The organism is Streptomyces sp. NPDC086787, from assembly GCF_044745865.1.
Classification (GTDB): Bacteria; Actinomycetota; Actinomycetes; order Streptomycetales; family Streptomycetaceae; genus Streptomyces.
In genome coordinates, this window is sequence record NZ_JBIVBC010000009.1 from 83959 (window position 1) to 100580 (window position 16622).

The 16622-nt window shown below is 69.0% G+C and carries 11 protein-coding genes and 1 pseudogene; 4 read left to right on the forward strand and 8 right to left on the reverse strand.

The genetic code is table 11. From position 1 onward, the window contains the following. Positions 1 to 282: 282 nt before the first annotated feature. Positions 283 to 1623: a hypothetical protein gene (locus ACIPK3_RS21840; RefSeq protein ID WP_402571983.1), complete on the forward strand. Its 1341-nt coding sequence runs from the start codon at positions 283 to 285 to the stop codon at positions 1621 to 1623. 89 nt (positions 1624 to 1712) lie between these two features. On the opposite strand, the gene ACIPK3_RS21845 is transcribed toward ACIPK3_RS21840, so the two are convergent. Beyond that, positions 1713 to 1883 (reverse strand): hypothetical protein, encoded by a 171-nt coding sequence (locus ACIPK3_RS21845; RefSeq protein ID WP_402571984.1) that lies wholly within the window; start codon positions 1881 to 1883, stop codon positions 1713 to 1715. A 915-nt stretch (positions 1884 to 2798) separates the two neighbouring features. Between ACIPK3_RS21845 and ACIPK3_RS21850 the strand changes: the two genes are divergently transcribed. Continuing rightward, entirely contained in the window at positions 2799 to 4538 is a 1740-nt protein-coding gene (locus tag ACIPK3_RS21850) for a GAF domain-containing protein (RefSeq protein ID WP_402571986.1), read from the forward strand. 244 nt (positions 4539 to 4782) lie between these two features. Here the strand turns inward: ACIPK3_RS21850 and ACIPK3_RS21855 are convergent, their stop codons facing one another. The 3 genes and pseudogenes from ACIPK3_RS21855 to ACIPK3_RS21865 form a co-directional block, all read right to left on the reverse strand. After that, entirely contained in the window at positions 4783 to 7167 is a 2385-nt protein-coding gene (locus ACIPK3_RS21855) for a phosphoketolase (RefSeq protein WP_402571988.1), read from the reverse strand. 307 nt (positions 7168 to 7474) lie between these two features. Further along, positions 7475 to 8391, reverse strand: a pseudogene (locus ACIPK3_RS21860) (zinc-binding dehydrogenase); the annotation flags it as partial. Continuing rightward, on the reverse strand, positions 8388 to 9293 hold the full coding sequence (locus tag ACIPK3_RS21865; RefSeq protein WP_402571990.1) for a universal stress protein: 906 nt from the start codon (positions 9291 to 9293) through the stop codon (positions 8388 to 8390). The pseudogene ACIPK3_RS21860 and the gene ACIPK3_RS21865, both read right to left, overlap by 4 nt. Before the next feature lie 483 nt (positions 9294 to 9776). Between ACIPK3_RS21865 and ACIPK3_RS21870 the strand changes: the two genes are divergently transcribed. Together ACIPK3_RS21870 and ACIPK3_RS21875 are read left to right on the forward strand one after the other, a co-directional pair. After that, entirely contained in the window at positions 9777 to 10109 is a 333-nt protein-coding gene (locus ACIPK3_RS21870; protein ID WP_402571991.1) for a hypothetical protein, read from the forward strand. A 21-nt stretch (positions 10110 to 10130) separates the two neighbouring features. Further along, a protein-coding gene (locus ACIPK3_RS21875) for an IS5 family transposase (RefSeq protein ID WP_402571992.1) occupies positions 10131 to 11014 on the forward strand; the annotation gives its coding sequence in 2 pieces (ribosomal slippage) (positions 10131 to 10470 and positions 10470 to 11014; 885 coding nt in all). Between the two features lie 57 nt (positions 11015 to 11071). Here ACIPK3_RS21875 and ACIPK3_RS21880 read toward each other — a convergent pair. The 4 genes from ACIPK3_RS21880 to ACIPK3_RS21895 form a co-directional block, all read right to left on the reverse strand. Further along, complete coding sequence (locus ACIPK3_RS21880) at positions 11072 to 11995, reverse strand: carbamate kinase (protein WP_402571993.1); 924 nt, start codon at positions 11993 to 11995, stop codon at positions 11072 to 11074. A gap of 4 nt (positions 11996 to 11999) precedes the next feature. Next, on the reverse strand, positions 12000 to 13001 hold the full coding sequence (gene argF, locus ACIPK3_RS21885; protein ID WP_402571995.1) for an ornithine carbamoyltransferase: 1002 nt from the start codon (positions 12999 to 13001) through the stop codon (positions 12000 to 12002). A gap of 131 nt (positions 13002 to 13132) precedes the next feature. Continuing rightward, positions 13133 to 14347, reverse strand: coding sequence for an arginine deiminase (locus ACIPK3_RS21890; RefSeq protein WP_402571997.1), 1215 nt, complete (start codon positions 14345 to 14347; stop codon positions 13133 to 13135). Positions 14348 to 14374: 27 nt separating this feature from the next. Beyond that, on the reverse strand, positions 14375 to 15862 hold the full coding sequence (locus ACIPK3_RS21895; RefSeq protein WP_402571999.1) for an APC family permease: 1488 nt from the start codon (positions 15860 to 15862) through the stop codon (positions 14375 to 14377). Positions 15863 to 16622: the final 760 nt, after the last annotated feature.

Below are 16622 nucleotides of genomic sequence, written 5' to 3' on the forward strand. Positions count from 1 at the left end.
GAGCGAGAACGTTGTTGTCGAAATCGAGCTGTCCGGCCGAGTCGCCACGGCCGCGCGGAACTCTGCCCTGGTCACCGGTCCCGCCTTTGCGAGCGGGTGGTTCTCGCCCGCTTCACGGTGGCTCGTCCAGGAGAGTGGTTCTCCGGGCCGATACCGTGCGACACCGCGCGACCGGCGCTGAAACCCCGTCACCAGGTGGCTTCATCGTTGCAGGCGCAGGGTTGACGGACACATCGGCGACCCGAGGCGCACGAGCCGGACAGCGGACGAGGGAGCGGTGCCATGCCTGACTATCGGTCGACGAGGCGGCTGCGCCGAGTCGGTTCCGCGTGCGTCGCCGGGGTGGTGACCGCGCTGGCGGTCCCGGCCGCTCCCGCGGTGGCGTCCACGATCAATGTGCCCTGCAGCACCGTAGCCCTCATCGCCGCCATGCTCAGCGCCGGCCCAGGTGACGTCCTCAACCTCAGCCCCGCCTGCCTCTACTCCGTCACGAGCGCGTTCTCCGGCGAGGACGGCCTGCCGCCCGTCACAAACCCGGACCTGACCATCCACGGCAATGCCGCCGTCATCGAACGCGCCACGGGCTCCGCCGGCTTCCGCCTCTTCGACATCGCGAGCGGGGGCATCCTGAACATGGACAATCTCACCGTCACGGGCGGTTCCACGGCTACGGACGGCGGCGGCATCCTCGTCCAGAACGGCGGCAACCTGACCACCGACGCCATCCTGGTGAAACGCAGCCGGACCACCCAGCGCGGCGGTGGCGTCGGCGTCGAAACCGGTGGCAGCGCCGACCTGCACAACAGTCGGGTTTTCAACAACTCCAGCGTCGGCGCGGGCGGCGGGATCGACGCCGAGGGAAACGTGACACTGCTGCAGACGACCGTGGACCTCAACCGTGCCCAGGGAGGTGGCGGCGGCGTCAACACAGACCCGGGAGCGCAGCAGCTCCTCATCGCGAACAGCACGGTCAAGAACAACGTCGGCCAGACGTCCAGCGGCGGCATCGACCTGGGCGGCGGCATCACGACGATCAACGGCACCAGCATCGTGGACAACTCCGCGCCCAACGGCGCCTTCGCGGGAGGCATCTACAACGGCCCTGCGAGTACCTTGCAGATCAGCGCCTCCGCGATCGCCGGCAATACCGCCACGGCCAATTCCGCGCCAGCCGCAGGCGGCCTCCGGTCCGACGGCTTCACCACGATCAACGGCGCCGAGATCACCAAGAACATCATCGTCGGCCAGCAGGGGACCGGGGGCGGCATCGCTCAGCTCGACGGCACCCTGACCCTGAACAACGTCGACGTGACGGAGAACCTCGCCTCCGGGCAGTCCTCCGTAGGCGGTGGCATCTTCAGCCAGTCAGCCGACGGACTCTTCCTCAACTTCTCGCACGTCGACAGCAACAAGGTGACGGGCCAGAACTCCTCCGCCGCCGGCATCCACAACGACACCACGCCGGTCACGCTGACCAACAGCACCGTGCACAACAACAACGCCGTCATCTCCCCCGGCGGTATCTGGACCAACGTCGCCTTCACCCTGAACGGGATCAACACCGTCAGCGGCAACACGCCGAGCAACTGTCTCAACAGCCCCGTCGTCGTCTGCGCCGGCTGAAGGGCGCTCGGCCCTCTTCGGTGACCGGGCCTCATGTCCGGCTCAGTTCTGGGCCCGCGCGCTCGGCCGACGGTCGTCGCGTTCACCGTTCAGCAGAACTCCGACCTGAGGCCCGGCTCGCTGGTCAGCGTCTCCACCCAGGTCATGGGTAAACCACGGCGCTTGCAGTGCTTACGGACGGTGCGGACGACGGCCGAGAGATTGCCCTGCAGGCTCTTCTTCTCCATGTCCAGGCGGCGTCCGAGCGCGGTGTAGCTCACACAGGTGTCGGGTTCCCGCGCCAGGACGTCGCGGACGCGAGTGATCGGCTGGACCGAGCCAGCGGTTCGATCATCAGCCGGCGGAAGTCCTCGACAGTCCACTCCAACGCCGGGGGCGGGTCACCGTCCGGCGATTTCTGCGGCGGGGCCGGGGAGTCGGGGGCGGGCACCGGGGCGTGGACGGCGGTGTGCCGGCGCCCGATTCGGCGCCGACTTCCGGGGTGGGGGTCGGTGTGGTTCAGACATACGTGGCTGGCCGGGAGTTGAAGGCGGCCACTCGCTGCGGATGGGGCCCGCCTTGAGATCATGGGCCCGGCCGGCAGCCGCATCCGCCTGACCTGTGGCCAGGACGTCGAGGCGGCGAACGCCCTGATGGCCGCCACCGGCGACGGCGTCAGGATCATCCGGTCCTGCCGGCTGCGATCAAGGACGGTTCGGCGTCCTCCCCAATCGGTGGCGGTCATTCGACGGCCCACCACGCCGCCGTCCACCCACCGACGAGCAGGACCGTACGTCGGGGTGGTCTCCGCCACCGCCCCCGGGCCCTCATCGAGATGGCCATGAACAACGGCTTCCCGGCCGACAAGGCAATGGCCCTGAGTCTGGCCGCCGCCGAACCCGTCCGTGGCCAGGCGTCGCCGCCGCCATGTTCAAACGGACCGGCAGGTCCACCAGCAACTCGCCCATTTCCTGCTGTACGGCTTGTACGAGGCCGACCGCGACCTGACCGCCTTCCACACCCGGTGCGGCTATACCGCCCACGCCCCCGGCGAGACCTTCCCCTGGCCCCTGGACCGTATCGCCCTGCCGTTCCGGTGCCGCCCGCGTCCGCGCCCCCAACGCGCGGGCGCCGTCGATCGAGACAGGCCCGTCGGGCATCCTGGAAAGGGACCGTCGACTGTAAGGAGAGCTGTGGTGGACGAGCGCGGGCAGGATTCGCGTGTGGTGGAGACGCCCGGGGTGGCTCCGCAGCTGCGCCTGGACGCGCTGCTGGACGACCTGCAGCAACAGGTGACACAGGTCCGGGCTGCCCGGGACCGGGTGCACACTTTGCTCGACGCGGTGTTGGCGGTCGGTTCCGACCTCGACCTGGAGGTGGTGCTCCAACGCATCGTGGAGTCGGCGGTCGCCCTCGTCGACGCCCAGTACGGGGCGCTCGGCGTGCTGGGCGAGGACGGCACGATCAAGCAGTTCATCACGGTCGGCATGGACGAGGATGTCATCGTCGGCATCGGGCCCTACCCGCGCGGTGAGGGCATCCTCGGCCAGCTCATCAGGCACCCGGAGCTGCTGCGCCTGGCAAACCTGGCGGAGCATCCGGCGTCCAGCGGCTTTCCCTCCGGGCACCCCCCGATGACCACCTTCCTCGGCGCCCCCGTCAGAGTGCGTGACCAGGTCTTCGGGAACCTGTACCTGACGAACAAGCAGAGTGGCACGGAGTTCGACACCGATGACGAGGCGGTGCTGCGCACCCTGGCAGCGGCGGCCGGTGTGGCGATCGACAACGCCCGGCTGTACGAAGACGCGCACCGTCGGCAGCGGTGGTTGGCGGCCAGTAACGAGCTGACCCGCAGCCTGCTGTCCGGTGCGGAGCCCTCTGCGGTGCTGGAGTCCTTCACGGCCACCGTGCGGGAGATGACCCGCGCGGATCTGGTCACCCTGGCGGTTCCGGTCGGCGACCGCGGCGAACTGGTCGTCGAGGCATCCTCGGGCACGCGGGCGAACGAGGTCCGCGGTCTGGTCCTGCCGGCCACGGCACTGGCCGCACAGGTCTACATATCCGGGGAGACGATCACGAGCGAAGCTGTGAGCGCCGACCCTCGCGCCGAGGGCGGTAGCGCATCGGTGGTGGAGCTCGGTCCCGCCTTCTTCGTACCCCTGGGCACTCGGGAGCGCGTCCGCGGGGTGCTGCAGGTGGCGAACCTGCCGGGCGGCGTCGACTTCACCGACCCCGTCGTCGCCATGGTCACCGGGTTCGGCAACCAGGCCGCATTGGCGCTGGACGTCGCCGAGCACCGGCAGAACGCCGAGAGCATGGTCGTGCTCAACGACCGCGACAGAATTGCCCGTGATCTGCATGACCTCGTCATCCAGCGAATGTTCGCCGGCGCGCTGTCCCTGCAGTCCACGCTGGGCCGGGTCGCCGACCGCCCGCAGGTCGGCGAGCGGATCCAGCGTGTCGTGGACGACCTCGACGACACCATCAAGATCATCCGTTCCACCATCTACGCTCTCCGTGAGCATGACCGGTCCCGTCATGGCAGTGGACTGCGCGCCCAGGTGGTGGCAGCCACCGAGCGGGCGACCGAGTCACTCGGCTTCACCCCTGCGCTGCGCATGACCGGGCTGTTGGACACGGTCGTGTCCACCTCACAAGCCGATCAGTTGCTGGCCGTGCTCGGCGAAGCCCTATCCAACGCCGCCCGACACGCGCAGGCCACCACCGTCGATGTCAGCGTCGAGGTCGCGGACGCCGCCGTGAGGCTGCGTGTGGCCGACAACGGCAGAGGGATCGACGCGGCGATCACCCGCCGCAGTGGCCTGGACAACCTTCAGCAGCGGGCCGAGGACGTCGGCGGCACGTGCAACCTGTCCGCGAACCACCCGAGCGGCACCATTGTGGAGTGGACGGCCCCGCTCTCGTCAACGGCCTGACACGCCGACGCCTTCTCCGCCCGCCTCGGCGTGCCCGCGTGTTTGGTCCGCTGGGGGGTCTGCGCGCGGGCGAAGCCGAGTACGCAATCGAACAGCGGGGTCACCCTCCTACATTCAGCAGCAGGTCGACCCCGCAACGCGCCGTCGACTCCCTCCTCCGCCTTGCAGCCGCACGCACCAGACCCCGCTCACCCCCGCCGACAAGCACCGTCGGCATCCTGCGACCTGAGCCAAACGACAGGCCCTAGCCGTCCCAGGCCCAGTCGGCGACCTCGGGCAGGTCCACCCCGTGCTCGCGGATCCACACATGGTGACGCTGCCGAGCGTCCTCCATACGCTGGCGTACGCTGGCCGCGCGGACGGCCAGGCCGGGGACGCGGTCGATGACGTCCATCACGAGGCGGTATCGGTCGAGGTCGTTGCGGACGACCATGTCGAAGGGCGTGGTCGTCGTGCCGATCTCCTTGTATCCGCGCACATGCAGGTTTCGGTGGCCGGTGCGCCGGTAGGCCAGCCGGTGGACCAGCCACGGGTAGCCGTGATAGGCGAAGATCACCGGCTTGTCCGGAGTGAACAGCCCGTCGTACTCGAAGTCGCTCATCCCGTGCGGGTGTTCCTCGGCCGGCATCAGTCGCGCGATGTCCACCACGTTCACCACTCGCACGCCCAGCTCGGGCAGGTGTCGGCGCAGCAACTGGGCGGCGGCCAAGACCTCTTGCGTGGGTACGTCGCCCGCGCAGCCGAGCACGACGTCCGGTTCGCGGGAGCCGTCCTCGGTGCCGGCCCACTCCCAGATGCCCGCGCCGCGGGCGCAGTGGACCCTCGCCTGGTCCATCGACAGCCAGTCGAAGCATGGTTGTTTGCCCGCCACGATCACGTTGACGTAGTCACGGCTGCGCAGGGCGTGGTCGGCCACCGACAGGAGGGTGTTGGCGTCCGGTGGGAAGTAGACCCGGACCGCCTCGGGGCTCTTGTTGAGGATGTGGTCGACGAAGCCGGGGTCCTGATGGGAGAAGCCGTTGTGGTCCTGTCGCCAGACATGGGACGTCAGAAGGTAGTTGAGGGAGGCGATGGGTGCACGCCAGGGCAAGTGTCGTGTGGTGCGCAGCCATTTGATGTGCTGGTTGACCATGGAGTCGACGATGTGGACGAACGCCTCGTAGCAGGAGAACAGGCCGTGTCGGCCGGTCAGCAGGTAGCCCTCCAGCCAGCCCTGGCAGGTGTGTTCGGAGAGAATCTCCATCACCCGGCCGTGCGGGTCGAGGTGTTCGTCCACGTCGAGGGTTTCGGCCTGCCATGCCTTGCCGGTGGAGTCGTAGACGGCCTGGAGGCGGTTGGACGCGGTCTCGTCGGGGCCGACGATTCGGAAGTCGCGCCGCTCGGTGGTGGCCGCCATGACGTCCTGGAGCATGTTGCCGAGGACGCGGGTTGGCTCGTGGAGGGTGCCGCCTGGTTTGTCGATGTCGACGGCGTGCTTCTCCAAGGGGGGCAGCGGAAGTTCCCGCGTCAGCAGTCCGCCGTTGGCGTGCGGGTTGGCGCCCAGGCGCCGGGAGCCCTGAGGGATGCAGGCCAGCACGTCAGGGCACGGGGCGCCGTTCTCGTCGAACAGTTCTTCGGGCCGGTAGGAGCGCAGCCACTGCTCCAGTTGCCGCAGATGCTGCGGGTTGTCACGTACGGCGGCCAGCGGGACCTGGTGGGCGCGCCAGGTGCCCTCCACCGGCAGGCCGTCGACCTCGGCCGGGCCGGTCCAGCCCTTCGGGGTCCGCAGCACGATCACGGGCCAGCGGGGCCGTTCGCCGGCACCGTCCTGACGGGCGGCGTGCTGGATCGCCGCGATGCGGTCCAGGGCGGCGTCCATCGCCTGGGCCATCGCTCGATGGACGTCTGCCGGCTCGCTCCCGGTGACGTGGATCGGGTCGTGCCCGTAGCCGCGCAGGAGTTCGTCGAGTTCGGTCTCCGGGATGCGGGAGAGCACGGCCGGGTTGGCGATCTTGTAGCCGTTCAGATGCAGGATCGGGAGGACGGCACCGTCGTGCACGGGGTCGAGGAACTTGTTGGAGTGCCAGGACGCGGCCAGTGGTCCGGTCTCCGCCTCGCCGTCGCCGATGACGCAGGCGACGAGCAGGCCGGGGTTGTCGAGGGCCGCGCCGTAGGCGTGAGAGAGGGAGTAACCCAGCTCGCCGCCTTCGTGGATCGAGCCCGGTGTCTCCGGCGCGACGTGACTGGGGACTCCGCCGGGGAAGGAGAACTGCCTGAACAGCCGGGCCATGCCGGCCGCGTCCCGTGTGATGCCGGGATAGGTCCCCGAGTAGGAGCCGTCCAACCAGGAGTTGGCGAGCACGGCGGGCCCGCCGTGGCCGGGGCCCCAGATGCACAGGGCGTCCAGGTCGCGGGCCTTGATGACTCGGTTGAGGTGTGTGTATACGAGATTCAGGCCCGGGGAGGTCCCCCAGTGACCCAGCAATCGCGGCTTGACGTGGTCGGGGCGCAGCGGTTCGGTCAGCAGGGGGTTGGACATGAGGTAGATCTGGCCGACGGCCAAATAGTTCGCGGCGCGCCAGTGGGCGTCCAGGGATCTCAGCTCATCCTGATCCAGCTGCCCGGGCATCTGCTGCGTGTCGACGGACATCGGGGGGGTCCTTTCCGTGTGGGCGGCGTAAGAGGAGACGTGTGCGCGGGTAGTACGAACCACCCTCCGCCGAAGCATGGGTGCCGGACAGGGCCGTTCGGGCCACAGCTGAGGGGCCTTCGGATGGGAGCATCCCGCGCAGCCGGCTCTCACGCCTCAACAGACACGCCAGGACGTAGAAAGGGGCGCGGACGCGTCGCCGCCACCCCATCGGGTCGAGTGGGCCGTAGAGACCGGGCTGTGTGGGTCCCGCTGCCGCGCGGCGCGGCCCGGGAATGTCGAACCTGTCGTCACCCCGCTCCGTACGCCGTGAGCAGCCGACCGCGTGCATGTGGAACACCTCCGCGAGGTCCTGCCGTGTCCCCACGACGGATCCGATCACCGACGTGCCGCGCAGGACGGTGTCGAAGATCGGTACCTGGACCGTGCCGTGCGCGGACAGGGCCACCATGACGAGCTTCCCGCCCGGCCTGAGACCGGATCCGATGGCCTCGAACGTCGCCGGGTCAGCCATTGCGATCGCTGCGTTACCACCTCCGTGCCTTCGCAACTCCGCCCCGACGTCCTGCGTCGAGCACCGATGACGATGTCGGCGCCGAGCTTCGCGGCAAGCGCCAGCTCTCGTCGGTGACGCCGACCGCGGCAACCGTCGCACCGGCGACCTTGGCGTACTGCAGGCGAGATGACTGAGGCCGCCGACCCCCGAGATCGCGACGAGCTGGGCCGGCCTGACGCCGACGACTTCGACCGCCTTGTACGTGGTGACGCCCGTACAGGTCCGCGGGGCCGCGTCGAAGGCCGAGACACCGTCGGACACCAGCGGCAAAGTCGGCCCGGGCCAGCAACTTCTCAGCATGCCCCCGTCGCACCCGTATGCGGTGTTGCCCTGCTGCCCGCACAGCGTCTCCCAGTCGGACAGGCAGTGCTCGCATCGCCCACACACCTCGCTGAGCCACGGAACGGCGACATGCTGTCCCCACAGCCGACCTGGTGCGCCTTCACCGAGCCTCTCGACCAGACCGACGTCTTCGTCGCCGGGCACGAACGGCGGCCCCGGCCTCACCGGCCAGTCGCCGTGCGCGGCGTGGATGTCGGTGTGACAGAGCCCTGACGCCTCCCGCCGGACGAGGACCAGGCCGAGCTCGGAGTCGGGCGCTCCTCGATGACAAGAGGCTGGCCGAAGGCTCGTACCACCGCTGCTCCCCTCCCTCTGGGGGGCTTCAATCGTGTGCGACGACGGCGACTGGGGCGCTCGCGTGGTGCAGTACCGCGTGGGCCACCGATCCGATGTGGGCGCCGGTGAGGGAGCGGCGGACGCGGCGGCCGACGACGACCAGGGACGCCTCGCGGGAGGCGTCGATCAGGAAGAGCGAGGGGCTGCCGAGACGGGACTGCACGACTACCTCGACATCGGGGTACTTCTGCCGCCAGGGACCCAGCGCCTCGTGCACGGCGTCGGCCTGGCTCTGCGCCAACATCGAGATGACCTGGGCATCGGGGGCCATTGCGTAAGCGTAGGACGACGGCAGGTTCCAGCCATGTACCACCCGCAGCGGCGCCGAGCGCCGGGCCGCGGCGTCGAAGGCGAACTCGACCAGTGCCGCGTCAGGGGCGCCCGCGTCCAGCCCGAGCAGGACCGGCCGGAACGGGGTGACAGCCGAAGGGACGCCCGCCGGATCGTTCTCGTGTTCGTCCACGGCATGCTCACCGGCGCGGACCAGGACGACGGGCCGCTTGGCGTGCGCCACGACCGAAAGCGCGACCGAGCCGACCATGAAGCCGCCGATACTGCCGAGGCCGCGTGATCCGAGGACGAGCAGTTCGGCGTCTCGCGCTGCGCGGACCAGGGCATCGGCGGGCGCTCCAGTGGGGTGTTCGGTGATCACCTCCACACCGGGGTGCCGCAGTCGCAGTCCTTCGGCGGTCTCGCGTGGTACCTGTTCGGCCCAGTACTGCTGAGTCTCGGCACCGAGCAACGGTGCCTGCGCGACCAAGCCCGTTACCGGCTCCCAGACCTGCACCAACTTGACCGGCAGTGCGCGTAGCTTCGCCTCGCGCGCCGCCCATTCCGCAGCGGCGCGGCTCTCGGGAGAGCCGTCGAGGCCCACGGTGATGGTGCGGGACATGATCTCCACCTCCTGAATCGGGAACCCGATTCCAGCATCGTGTGTGAAAGGCAGGGCTCGGCGGACAGGACCACCGATCCCGTCGCCCCGTTCGGGATGTCGGGCGTCGTCTCTCCGCCGCCGCCTACTCTCGTCGGATGCCCGACCCCGCGGCGGATGCCGAAGGGCTCCACATTCTGGGCCGAAAGTCCCGGCTGCCGGGAACCGTCGCGTGGGCGGGACCACCGCATACGGCCGGGTTGTGTGTTGGGCACCAGCCGCATCGCGCTGGCGGAATACAGCTGGGTCCGACAATTCCCGTCGTCCGCCCGGAAGGCGGGCCTCGCGGGGGCCGGCCCGCTGAGGGTCCCCCCTGCTCGAAGAGCTTGAGGGAGGGCGTGCCAGCCCCCGCGAGGCAGGCGGCAATTGTCAGGCACGCCCCCTAGGTCGTGTCTGACAAATGATCTCTGCGAAGCTTCGTTGTCCGAAGCCGAAGGAGGGGTCATGGGGATTGAGCTGGAACTGCACTCGGGGCGACCCACGCGAAAGGGTTCGTCCCGGGAGACCTTGCTGCGGGGCTCTTACGAGCACGGTGAGGCGTTGGCGAGTGTGCTGAGCACCCTCGACCGGCATGGCTCGGGCAAGCTCGGCTGGGTGGATCCGTACGGCGACACGCTGTTCAGCGAGCAGGAAGCTCAAGTCGCCCGCCAGGAAGTCACCGCGCTTACACGGGCGTGTACTGACGATCAGCAGAAAGCGGCTCTGCTCGACCTTGCCGAGCTTCTCGAAGCGTGTGCGGCGACGCCGGGCAGCTACTTGTGGTTCATGGGTGACTAGCCATACCTGATCATTGATCTTGTGGTTGGCCGGGGTGAACTGACCGATGCGGCGTGGGAGCGGATAGGCCCACTGCTGCCGCGTGTTGATGGTCGTGGGCGGCCGTGGCGGGATCACCGCCAGGTGATGAACGGCATGCTCTGGCGGTTGCGGACCGGGGCACCCTGGCGTGACCTGCCCGAGCGCTATGGTCCCTGGCAGACCGTCTACGAACGCTTCGCCCGCTGGGAGACGGACGGAACCTGGGCAAGGTTGCTGGAGTACGTGCAGGTCAAAGACGATGCGGTGGGCACGGTGGAGTGGACCGTGTCGGTGGACTCCACCATCAACCGCGCCCACCAGCACGCCGCCGGAGCCCGCAAAAGGGAGCACTGGCACAAGACGAACTGGAAGATCCGCTACATCCGACGCTTGGCCAGGCGCTCGGCCGGTCCCGCGGCGGGCTGACCACCAAGGTCCACCTCGCAGCCGACGGCCGTGGCCTGCCTCTGGCCATCGTCGTCACTCCAGGCAACGTCAACGACTCAACGGTCTTCGACACGGTGCTGGACGCGGTGCGAGTGCCCCGCCTGTCCGCAGGCCGGCCCCGTCGCAGGCCCGAGACGGTCATCGCCGACAAGGCGTATTCGTCACGAGCCATCCGGACCGGCTTACGACGGCGCGGCATCCGAGCGGTCATCCCGGAACGGTCCGACCAGATCGCCAACCGAAAGCGCCGAGGATCGGCCGGGGGGCGGCCGCCAGCCTTCGATCCAGAGCAGTACAAGGCCCGTAATGTGGTCGAACGCTGCTTCAACAGGCTCAAGCAGTTCCGGGCCGTGGCCACCCGCTTCGACAAGTTGGCTGCCCGCTACCTCGCTGGTCTCCGACTCGCCTCGCTCATCCTCTGGCTCCGTGAACCGTGATCATTTGTCAGACACGGCCTAGGCCGCTTTCGAGCGGGCTGTGCGCCCGTACACCCCTCAGCCGGCCGTCAGATCGGGCCGGATGAGTGTGCCGGAGCGACCGTGGACGATCTCGTACGCGGCGTCCAGGGCTCCGATGGCGGCCAGCCCTGCCGTGCGTTCGACGAACCGGGCGACGGCTTCGGCCTTGGGCCCCATCGATCCGTCCGGGAAGGCGCCCTGGCGCAGTTCCGCGGGCGTGGACCCGGCTACGGGCCGCTGGTCGGGGGTTCCGTAGTGCTCGTACACGCAGGGCACGTCGGTGAGGACGAGTAGGAAATCCGCCTTGAGGTCCTCGGCAAGCAGGGCGGCCGTGAGGTCCTTGTCGATGACGGCTTCGACGCCGGTCAGGGCGCCGGTGTCGCGGTCCGCGGTGACCGGGACGCCTCCCCCTCCCGCGCAGATCACCAGAGTGCCGCCGCCGAGCAGTTCGCCGATGGTGTCGGTTTCGAGAATGCGTTCCGGAGCCGGGGACGGTACGACGCGACGCCAGCCGCTGGTGTCCCGGCCGATGTGCCAGCCGTGCTCGCGGGCGTGGCTCTCGGCCACATTCTGGGAGTACACCTGTCCGACGAACTTCGTGGGTCGGGCGAAAGCGGGATCGTCGGCCCGCACGAGGGTGTGTGTGACGAGGGAGACGATCCGGCGGCCGGGCAGGGCGTGGTGCAGGGTACGGGCGAGAAGGGAGCCGATCATGCCCTGGGTCTGCGCGCCGAGCAGGTCCAGCGGGTATGGGGCGCTGAGTGCGGGGTCGGACTCGCTCTCCATGGCGAGCAGGCCGATCTGCGGGCCGTTGCCATGGGTGATGACGATTTCGTGTTCCTGGGCCAGGGCGGCCAGAGCGGTGGCGGCGCGGTCGATGTTGGCCTGCTGGACGGCGGCGTCGGGGTGTTCGCCGCGGTGGAGCAGGGCGTTGCCGCCGAGGGCGACGACGATGCGCATGGTGTCAGTCCTCCAGGGTGGCGACGAGCACAGCCTTGATGGTGTGCAGTCGGTTCTCGGCCTGGCCGAAGACAATCGAGGCGGGCGAGGAGAAGACCTCGTCGGTGACTTCAAGACCGTCCAGGCCGTAGGAGTCGAAGAGGTTCCGGCCGAGGTCGGTCCGACGGTCGTGCAGGGACGGCAGGCAGTGCATGAACTTCACCTCCGGGTTGCCGGTGAGGGCGAGCGTCTTGTCGTTGACCTGGTACGGGAGAAGCAGTTCGATGCGCTGGTGCCAGGTGTCGGCGGGCTCGCCCATGGAGACCCAGACGTCGGTGTGCAGGAAGTCAGCGCCGCGTACGGCGGTTTCGACGTCTTCGGTCAGCGTGATACGCGCTCCGCTGCGTATGGCCAGGGCGCGGCAGGTGGCCACCAGTGCGGGATCGGGCCACAGGGTGGCGGGGGCAGCGATACGGACATCCATGCCGAGCAGGGCGCCCATGGACAGAAGGGAGTTGCCCATGTTGTTGCGGGCGTCGCCGAGGTAGCAGTAGGCGATGTCCTGCAGCGGCTTGGTGCTGTGTTCCTGCATGGTGAGCATGTCGCACAGGCTCTGCGTGGGGTGTGCGGTGTCGGTCAGTCCGTTGAAGACGGGGACACCGGCGTGGGCCGCGAGCTCGGTGACGATCGGCTGGGCGGAGCCTCGGTACTCGATGCCGTCGAACATGCGACCGAGGACGCGCGCGGTGTCGGCTATGGACTCCTTGTGGCCGATGTGGGTGTCGCCCGGGCCCAGGTAAGTGGTGGCGGCGCCCTGGTCGGCGGCGGCGACCTCAAAGGCGCAGCGGGTCCGGGTGGAGGTCTTCTCGAAGATCAGGGCGAGGTTCCTGCCGGTGAGCCGGGGTTGCTCGGTGCCAGCACGACGCGCTGCCTTGAGATCGGTGGCGAGGTCGAGAAGGCGGTGGATCTCGGCGGGGGTGAAGTCGAGTTCGCTCACGTAGGAACGGCCTCGCAGGTCGACGGTCATGATGATGTCCTTGGTGGTCAGTGGGTCCCGTCGCCTGACGACGACACCCTGCGGGAGTGAGAAGAATGTGCGGCTGTCCGGCGGAGTCGTCCCGCCTTGACGCGTCCCGATGAGCCGTGCCGAGCCGTGGGTCAGGTGGCCGGGTCGCGTTCAATGGGGCAGCTCATGCAGCGGGGACCGCCCCGGCCGCGGCCGAGTTCGGCGCCGGCGATGGTGACGATCTCGATTCCCTGTTTGCGGAGGTAGGTGTTGGTGGTGACGTTGCGTTCGTATCCGACGACGATGCCGGGTGCGACGGCAAGGAAGTTGCTGCCGTCGTCCCACTGCTCGCGCTCGGCGCCCCGGGTGTCCTGCGGAGCGGACAGCATGCGGACCTTGTCCAGGTCCAGGGCCTTGGCGAGCGCGGTCGCCAGGTCGGAATTCGGGATCACGTCGAAGCCGGTGGCACGGGTCTCGCTGGGAAGCAGGGTCCAGGAGCGCAGGGAGTCGGCGAGGCCCGGGTAGATGGCGAACGCGTCACGGTCGACCATGGTCAGCACGGTGTCGAGATGCATGTAGGCGCGGGCGGCAGGAAGCTGGACCGCGATCAGCCGACTCGCCGTGCCGTTCGCGAAGAGCCGGGCGGCCAGGTTCTCCACCGCCTGCGCGGTGGTGCGCTCCCCCATGCCGACCATGACCGCGCCGTTGCCGAGTACGTGTACGTCACCGCCCTCCAGGGTGCCCACCGTGGAGTCGAGGAGCGGCTCCGGCGCGGCGGAGGCAAACATCGGGTGGAACCGGTAGACGGCCTCGGCGTGCAGGCTCTCTCGACGCCGGGCCGGCTTGGCCATCGGGTTCACCGAGAGCCGGTCATACATCCAGCAGGAGTTGTCGCGCGGGAAGAGGTGGTTGGGCAGCGGAGGGAGCGCGAAGTCGTCGGCGTTGAGTGCATTCCACACCAGGCTGTGCGGGCTGCGCAGTGGCAGATCGCTCTTGAGCAGGCCGCCGATCAGGTGGCCCGCGAGGGTCTCCCCGTCGAGCTCGGCGCACAGTTCACGAACCGGGTCGATCAGGGCGGGGCCGACGATGGCGGGGGTTGCGATGCGGTCGAGGAGCCAGTCCCGGGCCGCCGGGACATCGAGGGTCTGGGCGAGGAGGTCCGCGAAGTAGTGGACGCGTGCGCCGTGGTCGCGCAGCACCTGGGCGAAGGCGTCGTGCTCCTCGCGGGCCCTCTTGGCCCACAGGATGTCGTCGAAGAGCAGCGCGTCGACGTTGCGCGGGGTCAGGCGGGAGAGTTCGAGGCCGGGGCGGTGCAGGATCACCTGGCGCAGCGGGCCGACCTCGGAGTCGACGTGGAAGGTGTTCATGGGTGGTAGATCCTCTGGCTCAGGGGGTCAGTCGTGGTGGGGAAGTTCGTCGTGCTCGCTGGTCTGACTGGCGCGCTTGGTGTTCGGGCCGTGAAGGACCCGCCGGGCGGGCGGAGGCACCTCGGGCGCCCGGCGCTGCTGGGCCGGGCTCGCCACGGCCCCCGGCTGCGCGGCCTGGCCGTCGGTGGCCTCGCCGCGTTTGAGCCAGACATAGACCGGCACGCCCAGGAGCAGAACGAACAGGCCGTAGTAGACGGTCTGATAGCCGCTGCCCTGGATCGACCAGTACGAGAAGGCGAGGGCGAGCGTGGCGACACTGGTGTCACGGATCAGCCGACGGGAGCTGGTCCGCTCCCCGCCCCGCGCGAGCAGCCAGTAAAGCTGGGCGGCGGCCGAGAACAGGTAGGGGATCACAGCGGTCAGCACGCTCAGCAGCACGATCTTCGTGAAGACGTCCTGGAAGCTGGTGTAGCTGAACACGGTGATCAGCGAGGCCAGTACGGTCGAGGCGATGATGCCGAAGGCGGGGACCTCGTTCTTTCCGCGCAGTCGCGCGAAGGCCCGGGGGAACAGCCCGTCGCGGGCTGCGGCGTAGGGCATCTCGGCGCAGAGCATGGTCCAGCCGTTGAGGGCTCCAATACCGGAGAGGATCGCTGCGACGGCGACGATGTCACCTGCCCAGGTGCCGCCGAAGATGTTGTTCGCGGCATCGGTGAATGGCGCCGTCGAAACCCCCAGCTTGCTGTGTGCGACGGTGCCGAAGACCGCGAGGGTGCCCAGGATGTAGATCACCGCGCAGACCAGGGTGCCGTAGACCGTGGCCCGCGGAACGTTGCGTCCCGGCTCTCGGACCCGCCCGGCGACCACCGCGGCGGCCTCCAGCCCGAGGTAGCTGAACAGAGCGATGGCTCCCGCGGCCGAGATCGCGCCGAGGGCCGACTGGCCGCTGGCGTTGAAGGGACCGAAGTTGTCCGTGTCGATGAAAAGCAGCCCGACGGTGGCCATGAAGACCAGCGGGACGAACTTGAGTACCGTCGTGATCACCTGGAACGCGCCCGTGTTGCGTACGCCGGTGAGGTTGATCGCCGCGGGAATCCACAGTCCCGCCACCGCGAGGAGCGCTGAAATCCATTTCTGGTGACCGGTGTTGACGAACACCTCGACATAGCCGACCCAGGCCACCACGATGGCGGCGTTACCGGCCCAGGCGGTGATCCAGTACGACCACGCGTTGAGGAAGCCGGCGAACTCGCCGAACGCCTCACGGGCATAGACGTACGGGCCGCCGCTGGCCGAGACGCGCTTCGACAGCGCCCCGAAGGTCAGCGACAGCGCGAGCGCGCCGAGGGTGACGATGCCGAACGCGACGAGGGAGATGGGACCGTACGGGGCAAGTGCGGAGGGCAGCGCGAATACTCCGGTGCCGATGATGCTGCCGATCACGAGCGCGGAGGCGGCGGACAGACCGAGCGTCTTCGGCGCCGTCCCTCTTCCGCCTGGTGTGGGTCTGGGCATAGGGGTACTCCTCGCAGAGTTCGTCACGGGTGATTCGATCCGCGAACGATCTTTCTGCGCCGCGTGGAACGAGGTCAGTACCCACAGGGCCCGGCCAGCGGTCCGATGGTCCCGCGCCGTCATCCCGCCCAGCCCGCGGCTCAAACGACGGGACAGCCGGCCACGAGGCAGAGCCCTTCGGCCCATGGCACCGGTCCTCGCCGGCACTGCCGGGTTCCTTGTCCGGGTACGGATCGCCGCCCCGTCTACCCTGACCGCCTCGCCTGCATACGGTCCTGCCGCCTTCTCCGTACTGTCACAGGGGCGCTCACCCGGCGTGCCGTTTCCGTCCTGCCGAAGGACACGCTGCCCAGCAGCCACAGTGCCTCGTCGCTACGCAGCTCGCTGCTCCGGCGCGGCGCGGCGGAGGGGTCCTGGCCTTTCGCTGGTCATGGCGGGATTCCGTAGGGATTCGTCGCTCCCTGCGGTGTGTCTCCGGCGCGCGAACCGGGATGCGGACGGTTCCTGTCCACGGCACGCGAACGCGGCAACCGCCACGGACAGGACCTGATCGAGCCACTGCAACGGCCCTGCGACCTGCCGCACTGGTGACGGGCAGTGCGCGTGATCTCCCGCTTGGGGTCGGACTGCGGCGGCGTCCCGGGACTCACCGGGACAAGACCGAAAGGGGACGTCAGCCCCCAACGGCCGCAAGCCGTGCTCCCGCGCCGCTCGAGAGGTCAGGACGAAACGTCGACGCGGGGGCCCGAAGGTCCCTTCT

Coding starts and splice junctions, on each gene's coding strand:
- ACIPK3_RS21855 (WP_402571988.1), bottom strand. CDS start 7,167: ATGTCCGTCGACACGCAGCAGATGCCCGGGCAGCTGGATCAGGATGAG.
- ACIPK3_RS21840 (WP_402571983.1), top strand. CDS start 283: ATGCCTGACTATCGGTCGACGAGGCGGCTGCGCCGAGTCGGTTCCGCG.
- ACIPK3_RS21890 (WP_402571997.1), bottom strand. CDS start 14,347: ATGAACACCTTCCACGTCGACTCCGAGGTCGGCCCGCTGCGCCAGGTG.
- argF (WP_402571995.1), bottom strand. CDS start 13,001: ATGACCGTCGACCTGCGAGGCCGTTCCTACGTGAGCGAACTCGACTTC.
- ACIPK3_RS21865 (WP_402571990.1), bottom strand. CDS start 9,293: ATGTCCCGCACCATCACCGTGGGCCTCGACGGCTCTCCCGAGAGCCGC.
- ACIPK3_RS21880 (WP_402571993.1), bottom strand. CDS start 11,995: ATGCGCATCGTCGTCGCCCTCGGCGGCAACGCCCTGCTCCACCGCGGC.
- ACIPK3_RS21870 (WP_402571991.1), top strand. CDS start 9,777: ATGGGGATTGAGCTGGAACTGCACTCGGGGCGACCCACGCGAAAGGGT.
- ACIPK3_RS21895 (WP_402571999.1), bottom strand. CDS start 15,862: ATGCCCAGACCCACACCAGGCGGAAGAGGGACGGCGCCGAAGACGCTC.